This is a genomic window from Paracoccus sp. MC1854, from assembly GCF_014164635.1.
GTDB lineage: Bacteria > Pseudomonadota > Alphaproteobacteria > Rhodobacterales > Rhodobacteraceae > Paracoccus.
In genome coordinates, this window is sequence record NZ_JACJFU010000005.1 from 53336 (window position 1) to 75628 (window position 22293).

The window sequence follows — 22293 nt, forward strand, 5'->3', positions numbered from 1 at the left end:
GCATCCCGCGCCGCCTAGATAGCGGTGAGTTTTTCCCAGCGCCGCCGCACCGGCAACGGTCCGGCGGCGCTGTCAAATCCGGCAGGCATCGCCGCCGATAGACAGAGGTCAGTCATGGCGTCAGCCGCAGAACAGATGGCCGCGAACCTCAGCTGGGGTCAGCTGGGCCGCGCGACCGAGCTTCGCCAACGCATCTGGTTCACTCTGGGCCTGCTGATCATCTACCGGCTCGGCACCTATATCCCCGTTCCCGGCATCGACGGCGGCGCGTTGCGGGCCTTCATGGAACAGGCGCAGGCGGGCATCGGCGGGATGCTGTCGATGTTCACCGGCGGCGCGCTGGGCCGCATGGGCGTCTTCGCCCTGGGCATCATGCCCTACATCTCGGCCTCGATCATCGTGCAGCTGCTGACGGCGATGGTCCCCACGCTCGCGCAACTGAAAAAGGAAGGCGAGCAGGGCCGCAAGAAGATCAACCAGTACACCCGCTACGGCACCGTGCTGCTGGCGCTGTTCCAGGCCTACGGCATCGCGCTGAGCCTCGAGGCCGGCGGCATGGCCCATGATCCGGGCTGGTTCTTCCGCGCCGCCGTCATCATCACCCTGGTCGGCGGCACCATGTTCCTGATGTGGCTGGGCGAGCAGATCACCGCCCGCGGCATCGGCAACGGCATCTCGCTCATCATCTATGTCGGCATCCTTGCGGAAATCCCCGGCAGCTTGGCGCAGTTCTTCGCCCAGGGCCGTTCCGGCGCGATCTCGACCCCGGTGATCCTCGGCATCATCGCCTTGGTGATCGCGGTCATGGCCTTCGTCGTGTTCGTCGAACGTGCGCTGAGGAAGATCCGCATCCAGTATCCCCGCCGCCAGGTCGGCATGAAGATCTACGACGGACAGTCCAGCCACCTGCCCTTGAAGGTGAACCCGGCGGGCGTCATCCCCGCGATCTTCGCCAGCTCGCTTCTGCTGCTGCCGGTCACGATCTCGACCTTCTCGGGCAACCAGACCGGGCCGGTGATGTCCACGATCCTGGCCTATTTCGGCCCCGGACAGCCGCTGTACCTGCTGTTCTTCGCGGCGATGATCATCTTCTTCAGCTACTTCTATACCCAGAACGTGGCCTTCAAGTCGGATGACGTCGCCGAGAACCTCAAGAACCAGGGCGGCTTCATCCCCGGCATCCGTCCCGGCAAGCGGACCGAGGAATATCTGGACTACGTGGTCAACCGGGTGCTGGTGATCGGCTCGCTTTATCTTGCGCTGGTCTGCCTGCTGCCCGAGGTGATCCGCGACGGCTTCTCGGTCCCGGTCTATTTCGGCGGCACCTCGGTCCTGATCATCGTCTCGGTGACGATGGACACCATCAACCAGGTCCAAAGCCACTTGCTTGCCCATCAGTATGAGGCTTTGATCGAGAAGTCGCAGTTGCGCGGCAAGCGCAAGGCGGGCGAACCCAAGCCCCGCCGCCTGCCGGCCCGCCGCTGACAATCCACGAAGGGGGGAGTCGTGACGATCAACATCATCCTGCTGGGGCCGCCCGGCGCGGGCAAGGGCACCCAGGCCCGCGCGCTGGTCGAGGACCGCGGCCTGGTGCAACTGTCCACCGGCGACATGCTGCGCGAGGCGCGCAGCTCGGGGACCGAGATGGGAAAGGTCGTGGCCGATGTCATGGACCGCGGCCAGCTTGTCACCGACGAGATCGTCATCGGCCTGATCCGCGAAAAGCTGGAAACCGAGGAGGCCCCCGGCTTCATCTTCGACGGCTTTCCCCGGACTTTGCCGCAGGCCGACGCGCTGGAAGAGCTGCTCTCCGGCATGGGCCGCAAGATCGACGCCGTGATCGAGATGCGGGTGGATGACGAGGCGCTGGTGGACCGGATCAGCGGCCGCTTCACCTGCGGCAACTGCGGCGAGGTTTATCACGACAAGACCCGCCCCACCGCGAAGGAGGGGGTCTGCGACGTCTGCGGCTCGACCGACCTGCGGCGGCGCGGCGACGACAATGCCGAAAGCCTCAAGACCCGGCTGATGGAATATTACAAGAAGACCTCGCCGCTGGTCGGTTACTACTACGCCAAGAAGACCCTGGCGCCCGTGGACGGCATGGCCGCCATGGACGAGGTCGGCGCAGAAGTGGCGGCCATCATGGACGGCATCGAAGCCGATCCGGCGCTGTCCGCAAGCGGTTGACGGGCAGCCCCTGATCCATTAACCGCAGTCATCTCATTCGAGAATCACCCATCCGGGGTGAAGCGATGGCCCGACGGCGATGCCGCGGGCCATTGGTTGTGAAAAAAGCTTCCGGCGTTACGGAAGCGCAACATGAAGGACAACGGACTTGGCCCGTATCGCTGGCGTCAACATCCCGACCGGCAAGCGCGTTCCCATCGCGCTGCAGTATATCCATGGAATCGGCCCGCTGAATGCCGACGAAATCGTCAAGGCCGTGGGCATCGACCCCTCGCGCCGCGTCAACGACCTGTCGGACGCCGAAGTCCTGCAGATCCGCGAGTTCATCGACGCCAACCTGACCGTCGAGGGCGACCTGCGCCGCGAGACGCAGATGAACATCAAGCGCATGATGGACCTCGGTTCCTACCGTGGCCTGCGCCACCGCCGCGGGTTGCCCGTGCGCGGCCAGCGCACCCATACCAACGCCCGCACCCGCAAGGGCCCGGCGAAACCCATCGCCGGCAAGAAGAAGTAAGGGGGCAGGGACATGGCACGCGACAAGACGCGCATGAAGCGCAAGGAACGCAAGAACATCGCCACCGGCGTGGCGCATGTGAACTCGTCGTTCAACAACACCAAGATCCTGATCTCGGACGTGCAGGGCAACGCGATCGCATGGTCGTCGGCCGGCACCATGGGCTTCAAGGGCTCGCGCAAATCGACCCCCTATGCCGCGCAGATGGCCGCCGAGGATGCGGGCAAGAAGGCGCAGGAACACGGGATGCGCACCATCGAGGTCGAGGTTCAGGGTCCCGGCTCGGGCCGCGAATCGGCGCTGCGCGCACTGGCCGCAGTGGGCTTCAACATCACCGCGATCCGCGACGTGACGCCGATCGCCCACAACGGTGTCCGCCCGCCCAAGCGCCGGCGCGTCTGACGACCGTTCATTGACCCGTCCCGCGCCGCATCCGCCGGCGCGGGACGGCTTTTCGCATTTTACCTCGGGCGTTTCCGGCGGCTGGACATGGGGCCGGAAACAGGAATGGAGGAAATCGCATGATCCACAAGAACTGGGCCGAGCTGATCAAGCCCGCGCAGCTGGACATCCGGCCGGGCGGCAATCCGTCCCGCGTCGCCACCGTCATCGCCGAGCCGCTGGAACGGGGCTTCGGCCTGACCCTGGGCAACGCGCTGCGCCGGGTGCTGATGTCGTCCCTGCAGGGCGCCGCCATCACCAGCGTGCAGATCGACAACGTGCTGCACGAATTTTCCTCGGTGCCGGGCGTGCGCGAGGACGTGACCGACATCGTGCTGAACCTCAAGGGCGTCACGCTGAAGATGGACGTGGACGGGACCAAGCGCCTGACCCTGTCCGCCAAGGGCCCGGGCGAGGTCAAGGCCGGCCAGATCACCGAAACCGCCGGCATCACCGTGCTGAACCGCGACCATGTGATCTGCCACCTCGACGAGGGCGCCGAGCTGAACGTGGAACTGACGGTCGCCATCGGCAAGGGCTATGTCGCCGCCGACAAGAACCGTCCCGAGGACGCGCCCATCGGCCTGATCCCGATCGACGCCATCTTCTCGCCGGTCAAGCGGGTCAGCTACGAGGTCACGCCCACGCGGGAAGGCCAGGTGCTGGACTACGACAAGCTGACCATGCGCGTCGAAACCGACGGCTCGCTGACCCCCGACGACGCCGTGGCCTATGCCGCGCGCATCCTGCAGGACCAGCTTGGCGTTTTCGTCAACTTCGAGGAACCCGAATCGGCCCGCAGCCAGGACGCCGAGGACGGGCTGGAGTTCGATCCGCGCCTGCTGAAGAAGGTGGACGAGCTGGAGCTTTCGGTCCGTTCGGCCAACTGCCTCAAGAACGACAACATCGTCTATATCGGCGACCTGATCCAGAAGACCGAGGCCGAGATGCTGCGGACCCCGAACTTCGGCCGCAAGTCGCTGAACGAGATCAAGGAGGTGCTTTCGGGCATGGGCCTGCATCTCGGCATGGACGTGGTGGACTGGCCGCCCGAGAACATCGAGGATCTCGCCAAGCGCTTCGACGACCAGTTCTGAGGAAACTTCGGGGGCACGGTCCCGTCTGCATCGTCTGTGCATCGACTGTGCATCGCCCGTGCCCCGGAAAAACCGGGCATCCCGCCCCAAGGAGAGCGTCCGCAACGCACGGCCGCCGGACAAAGCAAAACGCGATAGGAGACACCCATGCGTCACGCCCGCGGCTACCGCCGCCTGAACCGCACCCACGAGCACCGCAAGGCGCTGTTTTCCAATATGGCCGGCTCGCTGATCGAGCATGAGCAGATCAAGACGACCCTGCCCAAGGCCAAGGAACTGCGCCCGATCATCGAAAAGCTGATCACGCTGGCCAAGCGCGGCGACCTGCACGCCCGCCGGCAGGCTGCGGCACAACTGAAGCAGGACCAGCATGTCGCCCGCCTGTTCGAGATCCTCGGCCCCCGCTATGCCGACCGTCAGGGCGGCTATGTCCGGGTGCTGAAGGCCGGCTTCCGCTACGGCGACATGGCCCCCATGGCGATCATCGAGTTCGTCGACCGCGACACCTCGGCCAAGGGCGCCGCGGACCGCGCCCGTCTGGAAGCCGAGGCGGATATCGGTTTCGACGCCTGATCCACGAAGTCAGGGGCCGGTTGCTGCCGGCCCTTGCCAAGTGACGCCACGTCAGGACAAATAGACCCGCGCAGCCATGCTGCGCGGGTTCTTTTTTGCATCACCGTTAACTGAAAAAATACGTTCTACACTTAAATAACAGGGTAACGCCGGCAAGGCTTGGGCCTTGTCCTTAAATAAGCCCATTGACCGCCTCCTTGGCAATTTGTCTAAAAGGATATGTCTTCGAGAGCCGAGATCACCGCCACCCTGTCGCGCCTGAAAAAACTGGCGCCCGTGGGGTATTACATCGGGCTGCACATCCGTTTCGCGGCCCCCATCATGAGGTTCCAGACCTATCCCGAGGGCTGGTCGGAACGATACACGGCGAATGCCTATGCCTTGCGCGATCCGACGATCGCCTGGGGCTTCTCGACGACAGGTGCGGTGCGCTGGTCGGCCATGCCGATTCCCGATCCCTTCGGCATCCTCGCCGATGCGGCAAGTCATGGGCTGCATTACGGGCTGACCATGTCCAGCGGTCCGATCAAGTCACGCACCATTGCGAGCTTTGCCCATGACACGCGTGAATTCAAGGATGACGAGATCGAGACGATCTCGGCTCTGGTACGACGACTCCACGAGATCACGGAGCCGCCGGAGAGCCTGACAAAGGCTCAGCAAGAGGCCCTTCGATGTATCGCGGAGGGCGATCGCCACGCGGCAGCGGCTGCAAAGCTCGGCATCACCGAAAGTGCGTTCAAGGCGCGTCTGATTTCCGCCCGTGAACGGCTGATGGCCAGGACAACGGCCGAGGCGCTGCAGCGAGCCAAGGATTACCGTCTGCTTTAGGCCGTTCGCCCGTCATTCAACCAACCGCGGTCGCTCCGGGGGGCCAACCCCTCAACCCCAGGAGAAGACCATGCAGACCACCACGCTTTCCTTCAGCAATCTTCACAACCACGGCGAACTGTTTGCGAATTTGTTCCGCGCCCGCCGGCAGAGCTTCATCATCCAGAAGAACTGGGATCTGCCGCAGGCCGATGGCATGGAATATGACCAGTACGACACCCCCGCCAGCCGCTGGGTCGCTGTTCACGACGGCGTTGACCAGGTGCTTGGCGGCTTCCGCCTGACGCCCACCACCGCCCAGTGCGGGATCTACTCCTACATGATCCGCGACGCGCAGCGCGGCGTCCTTGGCGGCACGATCCCGCAGGACCTGCTGTATGGGGAAGCCCCCGTCGATCCGCAGGTGTGGGAATGCACCCGCGTCTTCGTCAACCACGAGACCCCGATGGCGATCCGCCGCAAGGTCCACATGCAGATGGCGGGTGCCATGACCCGGACCGCGCGCGAATTCGGCGCGACCCGTCTGATAGCGCTCACCGGGGCGACCTGGCCGCGCTGGTACGGCCGCTGCGGCCTGGACGCCGAGGCGATCGGCCGCGTCCTGCTGATCGAGGGCGAGGAGAACCAGTGTGTATCGATCAACCTCGTGCCGAAGATGCACTGATGGCGCGGCAAAGGTGGGGGATACCCACCACATGGCGGGCAGCGTAAACTGCCCGCCATGGCCGATCTTTTCGACGACATGCCCCTTTCGCCCGAGCCCGCGGGACGCTCGGCCCACCGTCCGCTCGCGGATCGCATCCGCCCGCGGCGGCTGGCCGAGGTCATCGGCCAGGGCGCGATCCTCGGCCCCGACGGGCCGCTTGGGGCGATGCTGGGGGCGGGCAGCCTGTCCTCGCTGATCCTCTGGGGACCGCCCGGCGTTGGCAAGACCACCATCGCGCGGTTGCTGGCCGACCAGACCGAGCGCGACTTCGTCCAGATCTCCGCGATCTTCTCGGGCGTGCCCGAGTTGCGGAAAGTCTTCGACACCGCCCGCCTGCATTACCGGCAGGGGCGGGGCACGCTGCTGTTCGTGGAGGAGATCCACCGCTTCAACAAGGCGCAGCAGGACAGCTTCCTGCCGCATATGGAGGATGGGACCATCCTTCTGGTCGGCGCCACGACCGAGAATCCCAGCTTCGAGCTGAACGCGGCGCTTCTGTCCCGCGCGCAGGTGATCGTTCTGAAGCGGCTGGAACTGGCCGATCTTGAACTGCTCGCCCAGCGGGCCGAGCGCGAGATGGACCGCGCCCTGCCGCTGACCGGCGAGGCGCGCGAGGCGCTGCTGGCCATGGCCGACGGCGACGGCCGCGCCGCCCTGAACCTGATCGAGCAGGTGATGGCTTGGAAGGTGGAGCGTCCCCTCGGCACCGACGAACTCTCGCGCCGGCTGATGCGCCGGGCCGCGAAATACGACAAGGGGGGCGACGAGCATTACAACCTGATCTCGGCGCTGCACAAATCCGTCCGTGGTTCGGACCCCGATGCCGCGCTCTACTGGCTCGCGCGGATGCTGGAAGGGGGCGAGGACCCGCGCTACCTCGCCCGCCGCATCACCCGCATGGCGATCGAGGACATCGGTCTGGCCGATCCGGCAGCGCAGCGCCACTGCCTGGACGCCTGGGCGCTGTATGAACGGCTCGGTTCGCCGGAAGGCGAGTTGGCGCTGGCGCAGGCGGTGATCTACCTTGCGCTCGCGCCCAAGTCGAACGCGGGCTATGCCGCCTACAAGGCCGCGCGGGCCGAGGCGCGGAAGACCGGCAGCCTGATGCCGCCCGCCCATATCCTGAACGCGCCCACGCGGCTTATGAAGGACCAGGGCTATGGCGCGGGCTATGCCTATGACCACGACGCCGAGGACGGCTTTTCCGGGCAGAACTATTTCCCTGACGGCATGAAGCGCCCCGTCCTCTACACCCCCGTCGAGCGCGGGTTCGAGCGGGAACTGAAGAAGCGGCTCGACTGGTTCGTGAGCCAGCGGCTCAAGCGCGGCGGTTGACTTTGCCGGGGCGCATCTACAGGTCAGCGGGATGATGACTGCGGTATTTCAGGTGGCGCTGGGCGGCGCTTTGGGCGCGACGGCACGCCATGGCGTGAACCTGGGCGCGGCGCGGCTGCTGGGGCCGGCTTTCCCCTGGGCGACGCTGGGGGTGAATGTCGCGGGCTCGTTCCTGATGGGCTTGGTGGTAGCGGCCCTGGGGCGTGACGGCGCCTGGGCACCCCTCCTGCTGACGGGGATGCTGGGCGGCTTTACCACCTTCTCGGCCTTCTCGCTGGATGCGGTGACGCTGTGGCAGAAGGGACAGGGGGGCATGGCCGCGCTTTATGTCGGGGTCAGCGTCCTTCTTTCGCTCGCCGCGCTTGTTGCGGGGCTTTCCATGGGGCGTCCGGCATGAGCGGCGTGCAGATCCTTCGCGTGGGCGATGACGAGGGCGAGCAGCGGCTGGACCGCTGGATGAGGAAGCGTTTTCCGCAACTGAACCAGATCGCCATCGAGAAGCTGTGCCGCACCGGCCAGATCCGTGTCGATGCGGGCCGGGTCAAGCCCGCAACCCGCGTCGAGCCGGGGCAGGAGGTGCGGGTGCCGCCCTTGCCCGACGCCGCACCTGCGCCTGCCGCGCCGCGCCTGCGGGAAAGCGACGCCGAGATGATCCAGGCGGCGGTGCTGTGGAAGGACGAGCATATCATCGCCATCAACAAGCCGCCGGGACTGCCCTCGCAGGGCGGCTCGGGGCAAGGGGAACGCCATGTGGACGGCCTGACTCCCGCGCTGATGTTCGGCTACAAGGAGAAGCCGAAGCTGGTGCACCGGCTGGACAAGGATACCTCGGGCGTGCTGCTGCTGGCCCGCACTGACCGGGTGGCGCGCCGGCTGTCGGAAGCCTTCCGCGCAAGGACCACCCGGAAGATCTACTGGGCGGCCGTCGCGGGTGTGCCGAACCCGAAAATGGGCACTGTCCGCTTTGGCCTTGTCAAGGCGCCGGGCCACGGGCGGGGCGGCGAGGGCGAGAAGATGATCTGCGTCCACCCGGCCAAGGTCGATCAGACCGAAGGCGCCAAGCGAGCGACCACCGACTACGCCGTGGTGGACAGCCTCGGCACCCGCGTCAGCTGGACCGCGCTGGTGCCCATCACCGGCCGCACCCACCAGTTGCGGGCGCATATGGCGGAACTCGGCCACCCGATCATCGGCGACGGCAAATATGGCGGCTCGGGGCAGGAAAACCTCGGCGACGGCTGGGGCGCGCAGCTTGGCGGAGAGATCAGCCGCAAGCTGCACCTGCACGCGCGGTCCATCGGCTTTGACCACCCGATCACCGGCAAGCGCGTCACCCTGACCGCGCCCCTGCCCGATCACATGGCGCGGACATGGAAGACCCTGGGCTGGCACGAGAGTGACGTGCCCGCCGATCCGTTCGAGGACGCATGAAGCTGGTCATCTGGGACATCGACGGCACGCTGGTGGACAGCCATGCGATGATCATGGAGGCCATGGCCGCGGGCATGGCTGCCGCAGGGCTGCCGGAACTGCCGCACCGCAAGGTCAGCGGCATCGTCGGCCTGTCGCTGCCGGTAGCGGTGGAGACCCTGCTGCCCGGCCATGACCCGGCGACCCATGCGGCCGTGGCCGAGGGCTATCGCGTCCATTACTCTGCCGCGCGGGCGATGGCCGAATCGCCGCTGTTTCCCGGCGCGCGGGACTGCCTTGACCGGCTGGCCGCGCTGGACGACCTGCTGATGGCGGTCGCCACCGGCAAGTCGCGGCGGGGCTTGGACGCGCTGCTGGCCGCGCATGGGCTGGAGGGCTATTTTACGGCCACCCATTGCGCCGACGGCCATCTGTCGAAGCCCGCGCCAGGGATGATCCTCTCTTGTCTCAATGACAGCGGGGTCGATGCCACCCGCGCGGTGATGATCGGCGACACCAGCTTCGACATCCTCATGGCAGGGAATGCCGGCATCAAGGCCATCGGGGTTGCCTGGGGCCATCACCCGGCCGGTGACCTGACTGCGGCGGGGGCGCTGGCCGTCGCCCGCGACTTTTCCGAACTTTCCCAACTGATCGAGGATTGGGCAGCATGAGCGAATGGCAGGCCCGCCGCTTCTGGAAGGAAAACGCCGTCGAGCCCGTCCCCGGCGGCTATGAGGTGCGGCTGGACGGTCGTCCCCTGCGCACCCCCGGCAAGCTGCCGCTGGTGCTGCCGACCCGTGCGCTGGCACTGGCGGTGGCCGCGGAATGGGACGCGCAGACCGACGTGATCGATCCCGGCGCGATGCCGCTGACGCGGGCCGCGAACTCGGCCATCGAGCGGGTCGCGCCGCAGTTCGATGCCGTGGCCGACATGCTGGCCGAATACGGCGGCACCGATCTTCTGTGCTACCGGGCCGAGCATCCGGTCGAGCTGGTCATGCAGCAGGCCGAGGGCTGGAACCCCTTGCTGGACTGGGCGCGGTCCGACCTGCAGGCAATGCTGCTGGTGACGCAGGGAGTGATCCCCGTCGCGCAGGACCGGGTGGCGCTGACGCGGCTGCGGGACCGGCTGGACGCCCTGAGCCATTGGCAACTGACGGCGCTGCATGACCTGGTGACGCTCTCGGGCTCGCTCATCCTGGGGCTTGCGGTGCTGGGGGGGCGGCTGCGGGCGGACGAGGCGCACCGGTTGTCCCGCATCGACGAGGAGCATCAGGCCGCAATCTGGGGCCGCGACGAGGAAGCCGACATCGCCGCCGAGGGGCGGCTGCAGGCGCTGCGGAATGCCGCGCGGCTGCTGGCGCTGCTGGCGGCGGACGCGGCGTCGAAAACGGACCCCTCGCCTGACGCTTGACGGACGCGTTGCGACCGGCAGTATGACGTTCAGGCCGAGCGCGTCAGGCGCGTCCCGGCAGGCGGGCCGGTCAACCGAGCCGAGAAAACCGTGCCGGGCGCAGATCCGGCGGACAACAGAGAGGAACTTCATGCGACACACGGCTTTCCTGGCCACGGTGGCCGCCGCGGCGCTGTCCGCGGGCACGGTGATGGCAGCCGAGGGCGACACCCTCGCGCAGGTCAAGCAGCGCGACGTGCTGAACTGCGGCGTCAACACCGGCCTTGTCGGCTTTGCCGCGCCGGATGCGAACGGCAACTGGTCGGGCTTCGACATCGCGGTCTGCCGCGCGGTCGCCGCGGCCGTGCTGGGCGACCCCGCCAAGGTGAAATACATCCCCACCACCGGGCAGACGCGATTCACCGCGCTGACCTCGGGCGAGGTGGACCTGCTGGCGCGGAACTCGACCTGGACCTTCCAGCGCGACACCGACCTCAAGATGGATTTCGCGGCGGTGAACTATTACGATGGGCAGGGCTTCATGGTCCGTCAGGATCTCGGCGTCAGCTCGGCCACCGAACTCGACGGCGCGACGATCTGCATCCAGACCGGCACCTCGACCGAACTGAACCTGGCCGACTGGTTCAAGGCCAACAACATGACCTACCAGCCGGTCAACATCGATTCGAACGCCGAGGGTGAGCAGCAGTACATGGCGGGCGCCTGCGACGCCTATACCACCGACGCATCCGGCCTTGCCGCGACCCGGGCGGCCTTCGCCGATCCCGACAGCCACATCATCCTGCCCGAGATCATCTCGAAAGAGCCGCTGGCTCCGGCGGTCCGCCACGGCGACAGCAACTGGGGCGACATCGTCCGCTGGACGCTTTACGCGCTGATCTCGGCCGAGGAATACGGCGTGACCTCGGCCAATCTGGACGAACTGTCGCGGTCCTCGACCAATCCCGACGTGCAGCGGATGCTGGGCGCCACCGACGATTACGGCGCGATGCTGGGGCTGGACAAGGAATGGGCCAAGCGGGCCATCGCCGCCTCGGGCAACTATGGCGAGATCTTTGCCGCCAACATCGGCGAGCAGACCCCCATCGGGCTGCCGCGCGGGCTGAACGCGCTGTGGACGCAGGGCGGCCTGATGTACGCGATGCCGTTCCGCTGAAAACCCTGACGCCCCGCCCCGCCGACCTGCGCGGCGGGGCGCTTCGTTCCGGCTGAACGATGCACCCGTGGCCGAGGTGGACGCAAAGATCCGCCCGGCCCAACTGGGAGAAACATATGGCGCCTGCACCCCCGGCAAGGCAGTCCTTCCGGCTGTCCATGCTGATCTACGACCGCCACTATCGCGCGCTGCTGATCCAGGCGCTCGTATTCATCCTGGTGATGTCCGTCGCGGCATGGCTGGTGAACAACACGGTCCAGAACCTTGCCCGGATGGGCAAGACCTTCGACTTCGGCTTCCTGACCAACCGGTCGGGCTATGACATCCCCTTCAGCCTGATCGCTTACGATTCGAACTCGACCCATCTGCGGGCGGCGATGGTGGGGCTGCTGAACACGCTGCTGGTGTCGGCGCTGGGCTGCGTCATCGCCACGGTCCTGGGCGTCACCGCGGGGGTGCTGCGGCTGTCGCGGAACTGGCTCGTTTCCAGGCTGATGACGGTCTATGTGGAAATCTTCCGCAACGTGCCGCTGCTGCTGTGGATCCTCGTGATCCTCGCGCTGTTCACCGAGGTGATGCCCGCCCCCCGCGATTACCGCACGGCCGAGGACGGGACCGCCAATGCCGAGATGATCCTGTTCGGCACCGTCGCGCCCACGAATCGCTATACCGCCGTCCCCGCCGTGGTGGCGGAACGCGATCCCGGCCCGGTGTCGATCCTAGGGGTCCAGATCGACGCGATGGTGGTGGCCTTTGCCGTGGCGCTGCTGTCGGCCTGGCTCATCAACCGCTGGCTGCGGAAGCGGGCGCAGTATCTGCAGGACACCACCGGGCGGCGGCCCGTGACTTGGTGGATCTCGCTGGCGCTGTTTCTGCTGCCGCTGCTGGGGCTGATGCAGTTGTTCGGCATCCATCTGGTCGCGCCGGAACTTCGCGGCTTCAACTTCGCGGGCGGCATGAACCTCGACAACGGCTTCGTGGTGCTGCTGCTGGCGCTGTCGCTTTATACCGGCGCCTTCATCGCCGAGATCGTGCGCGCCGGGATCATGGCCGTCAGCCGCGGCCAGACCGAGGCCGCCGCGGCCTTGGGGATGCGCGCCCGCCCGATCATGGCGCTGGTGGTGCTGCCGCAGGCGCTGCGGGTCATCATCCCGCCGCTGATCTCGCAGTTCCTGAACCTGACCAAGAACAGTTCGCTGGCGATCGCGGTGGGCTATCCCGACTTGCGGGCGACGCTGGGCGGCACCACGCTGAACCAGACGGGGCGGGAAATGGAATCGATGATCCTGATGATGGGGATCTATCTGGCGATCAGCCTGATCGTCTCGGCGGTGATGAACCTCTACAATTCCCGCGTCCGGCTGAAGGAGCGCTGAGATGAGCGAAGTCCATGCCGAAACCGTCCCCTTCGTGCGCGGCACCATGCTGCCGCCGACCCCTCCGCCTGCGCGGCAATCGGGGGTGGTGCTGTGGCTGCGCGAGAACCTGTTTTCCGGGCCGCTGAACATCCTGCTGACTCTGGCCGGCCTGGCGGTTGTCTGGAGCATCGTCTCGCATCTGTGGCCGTGGTTCGCGAACTCGGTCTGGAACGCATCCAGCATCGGCGAGTGCCGCCAGATCATCGCGGAACGCGACGGCCCTGGCGCCACCGGCGCCTGCTTCGCCATCATCCGCGAACGCTGGAACCAGTTCATCTTCGGCTTCTACCCGGCCGAGCATTACTGGCGCCCGACCGCCGCCTTCGCGCTGCTGCTGTTCGCCGTGGCTCCCATCCTGTTTTCCGAAAGCCGCCGACTGCGCTGGACGGTGCTGGCGCTGACCGCGGTCCTTGGCTTTGCGGCCTGCGTCGCGCTGGGCACGCCCATGCGGCCGCTGCTGGTCATCGGCGCCGCTTTCGTCGCCCTGACGGCGCTGATCGAATACGTGCCGGGACGGGCGCTGATCTTCAGCCTCCTTTACCCTTTCCTTGCGGTCTGGCTGCTCTGGGGCGGGCCGATCTGGAATCCGCTTGCGGTTCTGGCCGGATTTGCCCTTGCCCTGATCATCTGGCGGACCCTCGGACGCTTCGGCGCGGGGTTGATCGGGCTGGCGCTGGGCGTGGGTTTTGCCGTCTGGTGGTGGACGGCGCTCGGCCCCCGGGTGGCGGCGGACCTGCAGGCGCTTCTGCCGATGGCGCTGGCCCCGGTCGAATCGCGGTCCTTCGGCGGCTTCCTGCTGGCGCTGACCATCGGCGTCTCGGGCATCGTCATGTCGCTGCCGCTGGGGATCATCCTGGCGCTTGCCCGCCAGTCGAACCTGCCGGTAGTCAAGATGCTGGCAGTCATGTTCATCGAGTTCATCCGCGGCGTGCCGCTGATCACGCTGCTCTTCGTGGCCTCGATCCTGCTGAACTACTTCCTGCCGCCGGGCACCAGCTTCGACATTATCCTGCGGGTCATCATCATGGTGACCCTGTTCGCGAGCGCCTACATGGCCGAGGTGATCCGCGGCGGCTTGGCCGCCCTGCCGCGCGGGCAATACGAGGGCGCGGACTCGCTTGGCCTGACCTATTGGCAGGCGCAGCGGCTGATCATCCTGCCGCAGGCGCTGAAGATTTCCATCCCCGGCATCGTCGGCACCTTCATCGGCGTCTTCAAGGACACCACGCTGGTCACCTTCGTGGGCCTTTTCGACCCGCTGAAGCAGATGGCCGACACGATCCGGGCGACCTTCGCCTGGAAGGGTGCCTATTGGGAGCCTTACGTCTTCACCGGCACCATCTTCTTCATCCTGTGCTTCGCCATGTCCCGATACGCCATGTATCTGGAACGGCGGCTCAAGACCGATCACCGCTGAGGGACCGTTTATGACCGACCTGAACACCCGGCCCCGGCCGGCCCCCACGATGGGGTCCGAGATCGCCGTGCGGATCGAGAAGCTGAACAAGTGGTACGGCACCTTTCACGTGCTGCGCGACATCGACCTGACCGTCCACCGGGGCGAGCGGATCGTGATCGCCGGGCCGTCGGGATCGGGGAAATCGACGCTGATCCGCTGCATCAACCAGCTTGAGGAACACCAGTCCGGCCGCATCACCGTGGACGGGATCGAACTGACCAACGACATCAAGAACATCGACAAGATCCGGTCCGAGGTCGGGATGGTGTTCCAGCACTTCAACCTGTTCCCGCATCTGACCGTGCTGGAGAACTGCACCCTTGCGCCCATCTGGGTCCGCAAGGTGCCCCGGCGCGAGGCCGAGGAAACGGCGATGCATTTCCTGCGCGAGGTCCGCATCCCCGAGCAGGCCGACAAGTATCCCGGCCAGTTGTCGGGCGGCCAGCAGCAGCGGGTGGCCATTGCCCGCTCGCTCTGCATGAAGCCCAAGATCATGCTCTTCGACGAGCCGACCAGCGCCCTTGATCCCGAGATGATCAAGGAAGTTCTGGATACCATGATCGAGCTGGCCGAGGGCGGCATGACGATGATCTGCGTGACGCATGAGATGGGCTTTGCCCAGGCCGTGGCGCATCGGGTGATCTTCATGGACCAGGGCCAGATCGTCGAGGAGAACACCCCGCGCGAGTTTTTCAACAATCCGCAATCCGAACGCACCAAGCTGTTCCTCAGCCAGATTCTGGGGCATTGAGGGACAAAACAACGCGCGTGGGGGTGATCGAATGAACCAGATGTATCTGCTGCTGCTCGGCCTTCTGGGCGTCGCCGCCATCGGCAGCCTTCTGTCCAGCGACGACGACGAGGAATTCGACGAAGGCGAGGACCTGCCTGACATTCCCGTCCGGGACGGCACCGACAATTCCGAGACGCTGACCGGCACCGACGGGGCCGAGATCATCCGCGGCTTCCGGGGGGACGACACCATCGACGCGGGCGCCGGCGACGACTGGATCTACGGGGGGCTGGACGATGATACGGTCATCGCCGATGCCGGGGACGACCGCGTCTTCCTGGGCAGGGGCGACGATCTCTACGGCGAGCGCGGCAGCACCGCCGATGACGGCAACGACACCATCGAGGGCGGCAGCGGCAAGGACACCGTCCATGCAGGCGCGGGCGATGACCTGATTCTGCCCGGCGACGACGACAATGACGACGACGTGCTGAACGGCGGCCCCGGCTCGGACACGATCCGGGGCGGCCATGGCGATGACCTCATCGGCGCCGACGACGTTCTGGATGGCGATCCCGACTTTTACTACGGCGACAAGGGCAGCGACACGATCTGGCTCGGCGACGGCGATTACGCCGAAGGGGGCGAAGGCCGCGACGACTACCTGCTGACCGCGGGCCTGGGCGCCTCGACCATCGTCTATGGATCGGCGGACCGGATCACCGTGAACTACGAGGGCACCGGGGATGATCCGCCCGAGGTCAGGGTGGTGCAGTCGGGCGCAGACGCCCATCTGGTCGTGGACGGCGATGTTCTGGCCATTCTCAAGGACACCGACGCTGCGGCGGTCGACGAGATCGAGCTGAAGGCATCGGGCAGCGCGGCTGGTGCCGCCACGGGTGCCGTCGTCGGCGGTCCCGCGGGTTCCGGTCCCGGCTCTGCTGCAGGACCGGCAAGCTAGGACAGGAGCGCGCCTCTGGCTGGAACGGCCCGCCGCCCTGGCGGGCCGTCTGTATTTCAGACCGCCGTGCGGCGCATCTCGTCCAGGTAGATCTCGCGCAGCCGCCGCGCCACGGGGCCGGGCTTGCCGTCCCCGATGGCCGTGCCGTCCAGTTCCACCACCGGCATCACGAAGGCCGAGGCCGAGGTGATGAAGGCCTCGTCCGCCGCCTTTGCCTCATCCACGGTGAAGCTGCGTTCCTCGACCCCAAGCTGCGCCTCGGCGGCCAGCCGCAGCACCGCGGCGCGGGTGATGCCATGCAGGATGTCGGTCGAAAGCTGGCGGGTGATGATGGTGCCGTCCTTGACGATATAGGCGTTGTTCGAGGTTCCTTCGGTCACCAGCCCGTCCTCGACCATCCAGGCGTCGTCGCAGCCCCGCGCCTTGGCCTCCATCTTGGCCATCGAGGGGTAAAGGAGTTGCACCGTCTTGATGTCGCGGCGCGACCAGCGCAGGTCGGGCACCGTGCAGACTCGCAGCCCGGTTTCCGCCTGCGGGTTCTGGGCCAATCCCGGCTTCGACTGGGTGAACATGACGACCGTGGGCGTTGTCCCTTCGGGCGGATAGGCAAAGTCGCGGTCACCGGGGTTGCCGCGCGTGACCTGCAGATAGACCAGCCCCTCGGCAATGCCGTTTTCCGTGACCAGCCGCTGGTGCGCTTGCAGCCATTCCGCATTCGTCATGGGATGGGTCATGCCCAGCTCATCCAGCGAGCGCGCCAGCCGTTTCATATGGCCGTCGAAATCCAGAAGCCTGCCGTCCAGCACGCTGACGACCTCGTAGACGCCGTCGGCCATCAGAAATCCCCGGTCGAAGATCGAGACGGTGGCCTGTTCCTCAGGCAGGTAGCGGCCGTTGACAAGGACGGTGCGGGACATCGTGTTCTCCGGAATGTGGCGGGTTGGTTGTGCGCCAATGCGCGGATGCGTTCAATGCGCCTTCCCCGTGCATCCGCAGAAAGGCTTGCTGCAACTGCGGCAACAATCTATCACCCCTGCGACACGCCACGAAATATCCTTGCACGAGGTCTCATGTCTTTCCGGCTGCAACCCCCTGCTCCTGCCCGCCTGAACCGCTGCCAGTTGTTCGGCCCCGGTTCCCGCACCCAGCTTTTCCAGAAGATGGCGGGTTCGGCTGCCGATGTCATCAACCTTGATCTTGAGGATTCGGTCGCCCCGGACGACAAGCACCAGGCCCGGAAGAACGTCATCCAGGCCATCGGCGATGTGGACTGGGGCAACAAGACGCTGTCGGTGCGGATCAACGGGCTGGACACGCCTTATTGGTACCGCGACGTGGTGGATCTGCTGGAACAGGCCTCGGACCGGCTGGACCAGATCATGATCCCCAAGGTCGGCAATGCCGCCGACATCTATGCGGTGGACGCGCTGGTGACAGCGGCGGAACGCGCCAGAGGTCGCCAGAAGCCGATTACCTTCGAGGTCATCATCGAATCGGCCGCCGGCATCTCTCATGTCGAGGAGATCGCCGCCGCCAGCCCCCGTTTGCAGGCGATGAGCCTGGGCGCGGCCGATTTCGCGGCCAGCATGGGCATGGCGACAACCGGCATCGGCGGCACGCAGGAAAACTACTACATGGCCCGCGAGGGGCAGAAATACTGGTCCGACCCATGGCACTGGGCACAGGCTGCCATCGTCGCGGCCTGCCGGACGCATGGCGTGCTGCCGGTGGACGGCCCCTTCGGCGATTTCAGCGACGAGGAGGGCTTCCGCGCCCAGGCGCTGCGTTCGGCCACGCTGGGCATGGTCGGGAAGTGGGCGATCCACCCCAGCCAGGTGGCGCTGGCCAACGAGATCTTCTCGCCGAACGAAAAGGCCGTCACCGAAGCGCGCGAGATCCTCGCGGCCATGGAAGACGCGCAGAAATCCGGCGCCGGGGCGGCGGTATACAAAGGTAGACTGGTTGACATCGCGTCAATTCGTCAGGCACAAGTGATCGTGCGCCAGGCAGAACTGATCACTGCCGAGGCACAACGCTGACGCAAGCGGACCCGGACGGCTCGGCGGGGAGGCCAGCCGTCTTAGGGGGAGGAGCGACAGGCCCCGTCCCACGCGGGGCCTGTCTCTGTTTGGATGGGCCGCCGAGGTCGTCAGAAATCGAACAGGTCGCCCAAGAAGGATTCGCGGCGTTTGGGTTTGCGGCCATGGCGATGATCGTCGTCGTAATCATCATGATCCCGCCGCCGATCACGCTCCTCGGAGCGATAGCTGTCCTGCCGCTCATGGCCGGATTGCGGCGATCCCTGCAGATCGGGGGCTGCAGTGGGCTGGCCGACAGAGGGTAGAGGAGGCATCGACACAGCGGCGCGGTCGATGATCTTGTCCAGTTCCCCGCGATCCAGCCAGACGCCGCGGCATCTGGGGCAATAATCGATCTCGACACCGCTGCGATCGGACATCACCAGCGTCTCGCCATCTGCCGGACATTTCATCCAAGGTCTCCTCTGGTCCCTGCCTTTTCAGGTAAGCCGCCCGGCGCTGAGCGCAATGGGCAGACAGCAACACGTCCCGGTGATTTCTTTCCGGTAAAAATATTCCCGGCTTCCGGGCGCCCGGGAACAGCTTGTTGGACTGTGTTCAGCCAAGAAGGCCGTGGCGGCTGATAGGCCCGAAGGGTCGATCCCCCATGCGGCCCTGCAGCAAGCCCTTATGTCGCGGCCTGCCATTCCGCCGGGATCACCGGGGTCGCCGCGACCAGCTTGCGGGTGACGGGATGGCGGGGGGAGGACAGGATGCGCGCGGTCGGGCCTTCCTCGACCATGCGGCCCTGGTCCATCACCAGCACCCGGTCGGTAATCGCGCGCACCAGCGACAGGTCGTGGCTGATGAACAGCCAAGACAGCCCGTGCCGCTGACGAAGCCTGGCTAGCAGGTCCAGCACCCTTGCGCGCACCTGCACGTCCAGCGCGCTGACCGCCTCGTCCAGCACGATCAGACGGGGCTGGATGATGAGGGCGCGGGCGATGGCGATGCGCTGGCGCTGGCCGCCGGAAAACTCGTGGATATGGCGGCGCATGGCGTCGACCCCGATCCCGACCTCGTCCAGAACCTCGGCCACGCGCTCGCGCCAGTCGGCGGGCCGGCCGGTCAGGTGGAAGGGTTCGGCCACCAGCCGGTCCACCGTCCAGCGCGGGTCGAAGCTGGAAAACGGGTCCTGGAAGACCGCCTGCATCTGTGCCCGCTGCGCCTTGGGCATCCCCGGCCCGACCGCCGCGCCCCCCAGCCGGACCCGGCCGCCCTGCAGCGCATCCAGCCCCATGATCGCGCGGGCGAGCGTCGATTTCCCGCAGCCCGATTCACCCACCAGCCCGACTGATTCTCCTTGCGCGATGGTCAGGCTGACGCCATCCACCGCCCGCAGAACGGGGCGCGGGGCGAAAAGTGCCGGACGGGGCAGGCGGTATTCGCGCACCGCGCCCTCGACCTGCAGGATCGGCGGGCCTTGCGCCCGCGCCCCTGTCTCGGCGGGGACGTGGCTCGCGGCGGCGAAGAGGGAGCAGGTATAGGGATGGCGGCGGAAGCGGAAGACCTCGGCCGTGGTTCCGGCCTCGACGATCCGGCCGTGCTGCATCACCGCCACGCGGTCGGCGATGCCTGCGACGACCGCGAGGTCATGGGTGATGAGCAGCAGCGCCATCCCTTCGTCCCGCACCAGCCCGCGCAGCAGGTTCAGGATCTGCGCCTGCGTAGTCACGTCCAGCGCCGTCGTCGGCTCGTCGGCGATCAGCAGGTCAGGGGCCTCGGCGATGGCCATGGCGATGGCGACGCGCTGGCGCTGGCCGCCCGACAGTTGGTGCGGGTAAAGCCCGAGGGGAAAGCGGGCGGCGGGCAGGCCCACCCGGTCCAGCCTGTCGCGGGCGCGGGCCAGCGCCTGCGCGCGGGGAAGGCGGCGGAAGCTTTCCGCCACCTGGTCGCCGATGGTCATCAGCGGGTTCAGCGCCGTCATCGGCTCCTGGAAGATCATCCCGATGCGACGACCCCGCAGCGCATCCATCGCCCGTTCCGGCAGGTCGAGCAGGTTGCGCCCGTCCAGTTCCACCCGCCCGCCGACCTGCGCGCCATCCGGCAGCAGCCCGATGGCCGCCAGCGCCGTCATCGACTTGCCCGAGCCGCTTTCGCCGACCAGCCCCGTCACCTCTCCCCGCGCCAGCGGCAGGGTCACGTCCGACACCACCTGCCGCCCGGCGATGGTGACGCACAGGTTCTGCAGCGCGATCATGTCAGCCGCGCCTTGAGCCGGGGGTCCAGCGCGTCGCGCAAGCCGTCGCCCAGCAGGTTCAGCCCCAGCACCGTCAGCACGATCGCCATTCCCGGCACGATGGCGACATGAGGGGCGATCGTCACCATCGTCTGCGCCTCGGCCAGCATCCGCCCCCAGCTCGGGATGGGCGGCTGCGCGCCGAGGCCCACATAGGACAGCCCGGCTTCCGCCAGAATCCCCAGCGCGAACTGGATCGTGGCCTGCACGATCAGAAGGCTCGCAAGGTTCGGCAGGATGTGTTCGACGCTGATCCGCGCCGCGCCCTTGCCCGCGACCTCGGCCGCGCGGATGTAGTCGAGCGTCCACAGCGGCAGCGCCCCGCCGCGCGTCACGCGGGCGAAGACGGGGATGTTGAAGATGCCGATGGCGAGCATGGCGTTCCCCGCCGAAGGCCCCAGCGCGGCGGTGATGAGGATCGCCGTGACCAGCGCCGGGAAGGCGAAGATCAGGTCGTTCCCCCGCATGATCGCCTCGTCCAGCCACCCGCCGCGGGAACCCGCGGCCACCAGCCCCAGCGGCACGCCGATCCCGGCGCCGATCCCGACCGCCGCCAGCGCCACGGCCAGCGAGGTCCGCGCCCCGATCATCACCATCGACAGCAGGTCGCGGCCCAGATGGTCGGTGCCCAGAAGATGGGGGCCGCCGGGCGGACGCAGACGGTTCGCGACATCGACCCCGGTCACGTCGAAGGGCGTCCAGACCAGCGAGACCAGCGCCAGAGCCACCGCCAGTCCTGCCAGCGCCGCGCCCAGGCTCAGGCCCAGCCGATGGAGGAGGACGCTCATCGCCCGCGCAGCCTCGGGTCCACGGCGGCATAGGCCAGATCGACGAGGAAGGTGACAAGGATCACTGCCGCGACCAGCACCAGCACCGCCGACTGCACCACCACCAGGTCGCGCTGGGTGATCGCCTGAAAGATCAGCCGCCCAAGGCCGGGCAGGTAGAAGACATTCTCGATGATGATCGCGCCGGCCAGCAGGAAGGAAAACTGCATCCCCAGGATCGTCAGGACCGGGATCATCGCGTTGCGCAGCGCATGGCGGCGCATGACCTGCCCGCGGCTGAGACCCTTGGCCCGCGCGCTGCGGATATAGTCCTGTCCCAGCGTCTCGATCAGCGCCGAGCGCAGCACGCGGGCAAGTATCGCCGCCTGCGGCAGCGCCAGCGCGACAGCAGGCAGGATCAGGGCGCGCAGAGCCGCGAGGGGATCGGCCCAGCCGGGGAAGCCCCCCGCCGGAAGCCAGCGCAGCTTCACCGCGAAGACGAGCACCAGCAGCATTGCGAACCAGAAGTTCGGCAGCGCGATGCCGATCTGCGTGGCCCCCATCGCTACCGCGTCGGCTACCCGGCCGCGCCGTCCCGCCGCCAGCATCCCCACCGGCAGCGCCACCGTGACCGCCAAGGCCAGCGCCAGCGCCGCCAAGGGCAGCGAGACCCGCACCCGGTCGAGGATCATCCCCGCCACCGGCGTCTTGTAGGCGAGGCTGGTGCCCAGGTCCCCCGTCAGCACGCCCCCCAGCCATTGCGCGTAGCGCACCGGCCATGGCAGGTTCAGGCCAAGCTGCTCGCGCAGGGCCGCAATGGTTTCAGGCTGCGCGCCGGTGCCGAGGACAAAGACCGCCGGATCGCCCGGCACGAGGTCCACCACCGCGAAGATCACCGCCGAGGCGGCGACCAGCGCCAGGGCCAGCGAGACGAGGCGCCGCGCCAGCAGCCTCATGCGCCGCTT

At 67.0% G+C, this 22293-nt stretch carries 24 protein-coding genes; 19 read left to right on the forward strand and 5 right to left on the reverse strand.

Translation table 11 applies throughout. The features are described 5' to 3' along the window. The first annotated feature begins 114 nt into the window (after positions 1-114). From secY to H5395_RS06010, 18 genes are all read left to right on the forward strand, one after another. Complete coding sequence (gene secY, locus H5395_RS05925; protein WP_182791611.1) at positions 115-1485, forward strand: preprotein translocase subunit SecY; 1371 nt, start codon at positions 115-117, stop codon at positions 1483-1485. Between the two features lie 21 nt (positions 1486-1506). Beyond that, positions 1507-2190: an adenylate kinase gene (locus H5395_RS05930; RefSeq protein ID WP_182791612.1), complete on the forward strand. Its 684-nt coding sequence runs from the start codon at positions 1507-1509 to the stop codon at positions 2188-2190. Positions 2191-2338: 148 nt separating this feature from the next. After that, positions 2339-2707 (forward strand): 30S ribosomal protein S13, encoded by a 369-nt coding sequence (rpsM, locus tag H5395_RS05935; RefSeq protein WP_182791613.1) that lies wholly within the window; start codon positions 2339-2341, stop codon positions 2705-2707. Positions 2708-2719: 12 nt separating this feature from the next. Continuing rightward, the gene (gene rpsK / locus H5395_RS05940) at positions 2720-3109 is read left to right on the forward strand and encodes a 30S ribosomal protein S11 (RefSeq protein ID WP_036704563.1); all 390 of its coding nucleotides are present in this window, start codon (positions 2720-2722) and stop codon (positions 3107-3109) included. A gap of 119 nt (positions 3110-3228) precedes the next feature. After that, positions 3229-4245, forward strand: coding sequence for a DNA-directed RNA polymerase subunit alpha (locus H5395_RS05945; RefSeq protein WP_182791614.1), 1017 nt, complete (start codon positions 3229-3231; stop codon positions 4243-4245). 147 nt (positions 4246-4392) lie between these two features. Further along, positions 4393-4818, forward strand: coding sequence for a 50S ribosomal protein L17 (rplQ, locus tag H5395_RS05950; protein ID WP_182791615.1), 426 nt, complete (start codon positions 4393-4395; stop codon positions 4816-4818). A gap of 219 nt (positions 4819-5037) precedes the next feature. Next, positions 5038-5649, forward strand: a complete 612-nt coding sequence (locus H5395_RS05955; protein WP_182791616.1) for an autoinducer binding domain-containing protein — start codon at positions 5038-5040, stop codon at positions 5647-5649. Positions 5650-5719: 70 nt separating this feature from the next. Then, positions 5720-6313 (forward strand): acyl-homoserine-lactone synthase, encoded by a 594-nt coding sequence (locus tag H5395_RS05960; RefSeq protein WP_182791617.1) that lies wholly within the window; start codon positions 5720-5722, stop codon positions 6311-6313. Between the two features lie 57 nt (positions 6314-6370). Then, positions 6371-7690, forward strand: a complete 1320-nt coding sequence (locus H5395_RS05965; protein ID WP_182791618.1) for a replication-associated recombination protein A — start codon at positions 6371-6373, stop codon at positions 7688-7690. Between the two features lie 31 nt (positions 7691-7721). Then, positions 7722-8087: a fluoride efflux transporter CrcB gene (gene crcB, locus H5395_RS05970; protein WP_182791619.1), complete on the forward strand. Its 366-nt coding sequence runs from the start codon at positions 7722-7724 to the stop codon at positions 8085-8087. Continuing rightward, the gene (locus tag H5395_RS05975; protein ID WP_182791621.1) at positions 8084-9121 is read left to right on the forward strand and encodes an RluA family pseudouridine synthase; all 1038 of its coding nucleotides are present in this window, start codon (positions 8084-8086) and stop codon (positions 9119-9121) included. Before crcB ends, H5395_RS05975 begins: the two co-directional genes overlap by 4 nt. Beyond that, positions 9118-9774 (forward strand): HAD-IA family hydrolase, encoded by a 657-nt coding sequence (locus H5395_RS05980; RefSeq protein WP_182791622.1) that lies wholly within the window; start codon positions 9118-9120, stop codon positions 9772-9774. Before H5395_RS05975 ends, H5395_RS05980 begins: the two co-directional genes overlap by 4 nt. Continuing rightward, the gene (locus H5395_RS05985; RefSeq protein ID WP_182791623.1) at positions 9771-10517 is read left to right on the forward strand and encodes an ATP12 family chaperone protein; all 747 of its coding nucleotides are present in this window, start codon (positions 9771-9773) and stop codon (positions 10515-10517) included. The genes H5395_RS05980 and H5395_RS05985 overlap by 4 nt, the downstream gene beginning before the upstream one ends. Before the next feature lie 130 nt (positions 10518-10647). Beyond that, a complete protein-coding gene (locus H5395_RS05990) occupies positions 10648-11673 on the forward strand; it encodes an amino acid ABC transporter substrate-binding protein (protein ID WP_182791625.1) in 1026 nt (341 codons plus the stop codon). Between the two features lie 116 nt (positions 11674-11789). Then, entirely contained in the window at positions 11790-13049 is a 1260-nt protein-coding gene (locus H5395_RS05995; protein ID WP_182791626.1) for an amino acid ABC transporter permease, read from the forward strand. A 1-nt stretch (position 13050) separates the two neighbouring features. Then, a complete protein-coding gene (locus tag H5395_RS06000) occupies positions 13051-14508 on the forward strand; it encodes an amino acid ABC transporter permease (protein ID WP_182791628.1) in 1458 nt (485 codons plus the stop codon). Positions 14509-14557: 49 nt separating this feature from the next. Beyond that, a complete protein-coding gene (locus tag H5395_RS06005) occupies positions 14558-15301 on the forward strand; it encodes an amino acid ABC transporter ATP-binding protein (RefSeq protein WP_182791785.1) in 744 nt (247 codons plus the stop codon). 31 nt (positions 15302-15332) lie between these two features. Next, positions 15333-16244: a calcium-binding protein gene (locus H5395_RS06010; RefSeq protein WP_182791629.1), complete on the forward strand. Its 912-nt coding sequence runs from the start codon at positions 15333-15335 to the stop codon at positions 16242-16244. A 56-nt stretch (positions 16245-16300) separates the two neighbouring features. Here the strand turns inward: H5395_RS06010 and H5395_RS06015 are convergent, their stop codons facing one another. After that, positions 16301-17161 carry a D-amino-acid transaminase gene (locus H5395_RS06015; RefSeq protein ID WP_182791630.1) on the reverse strand — a complete coding sequence of 287 codons (861 nt, stop codon included), beginning with the start codon at positions 17159-17161 and terminating at the stop codon, positions 16301-16303. Between the two features lie 153 nt (positions 17162-17314). Here H5395_RS06015 and H5395_RS06020 point away from each other — a divergent pair, with 153 nt between their 5' ends. After that, on the forward strand, positions 17315-18283 hold the full coding sequence (locus tag H5395_RS06020) for an L-malyl-CoA/beta-methylmalyl-CoA lyase (protein WP_182791631.1): 969 nt from the start codon (positions 17315-17317) through the stop codon (positions 18281-18283). A 110-nt stretch (positions 18284-18393) separates the two neighbouring features. Here the strand turns inward: H5395_RS06020 and H5395_RS06025 are convergent, their stop codons facing one another. The 4 genes from H5395_RS06025 to H5395_RS06040 form a co-directional block, all read right to left on the reverse strand. After that, complete coding sequence (locus H5395_RS06025; RefSeq protein ID WP_182791632.1) at positions 18394-18735, reverse strand: zf-TFIIB domain-containing protein; 342 nt, start codon at positions 18733-18735, stop codon at positions 18394-18396. 215 nt (positions 18736-18950) lie between these two features. Further along, positions 18951-20522 carry an ABC transporter ATP-binding protein gene (locus tag H5395_RS06030; protein WP_182791633.1) on the reverse strand — a complete coding sequence of 524 codons (1572 nt, stop codon included), beginning with the start codon at positions 20520-20522 and terminating at the stop codon, positions 18951-18953. Further along, the gene (locus H5395_RS06035) at positions 20519-21349 is read right to left on the reverse strand and encodes an ABC transporter permease (protein ID WP_182791634.1); all 831 of its coding nucleotides are present in this window, start codon (positions 21347-21349) and stop codon (positions 20519-20521) included. Before H5395_RS06035 ends, H5395_RS06030 begins: the two co-directional genes overlap by 4 nt. After that, positions 21346-22284: an ABC transporter permease gene (locus H5395_RS06040; RefSeq protein WP_182791635.1), complete on the reverse strand. Its 939-nt coding sequence runs from the start codon at positions 22282-22284 to the stop codon at positions 21346-21348. Before H5395_RS06040 ends, H5395_RS06035 begins: the two co-directional genes overlap by 4 nt. Positions 22285-22293: the final 9 nt, after the last annotated feature.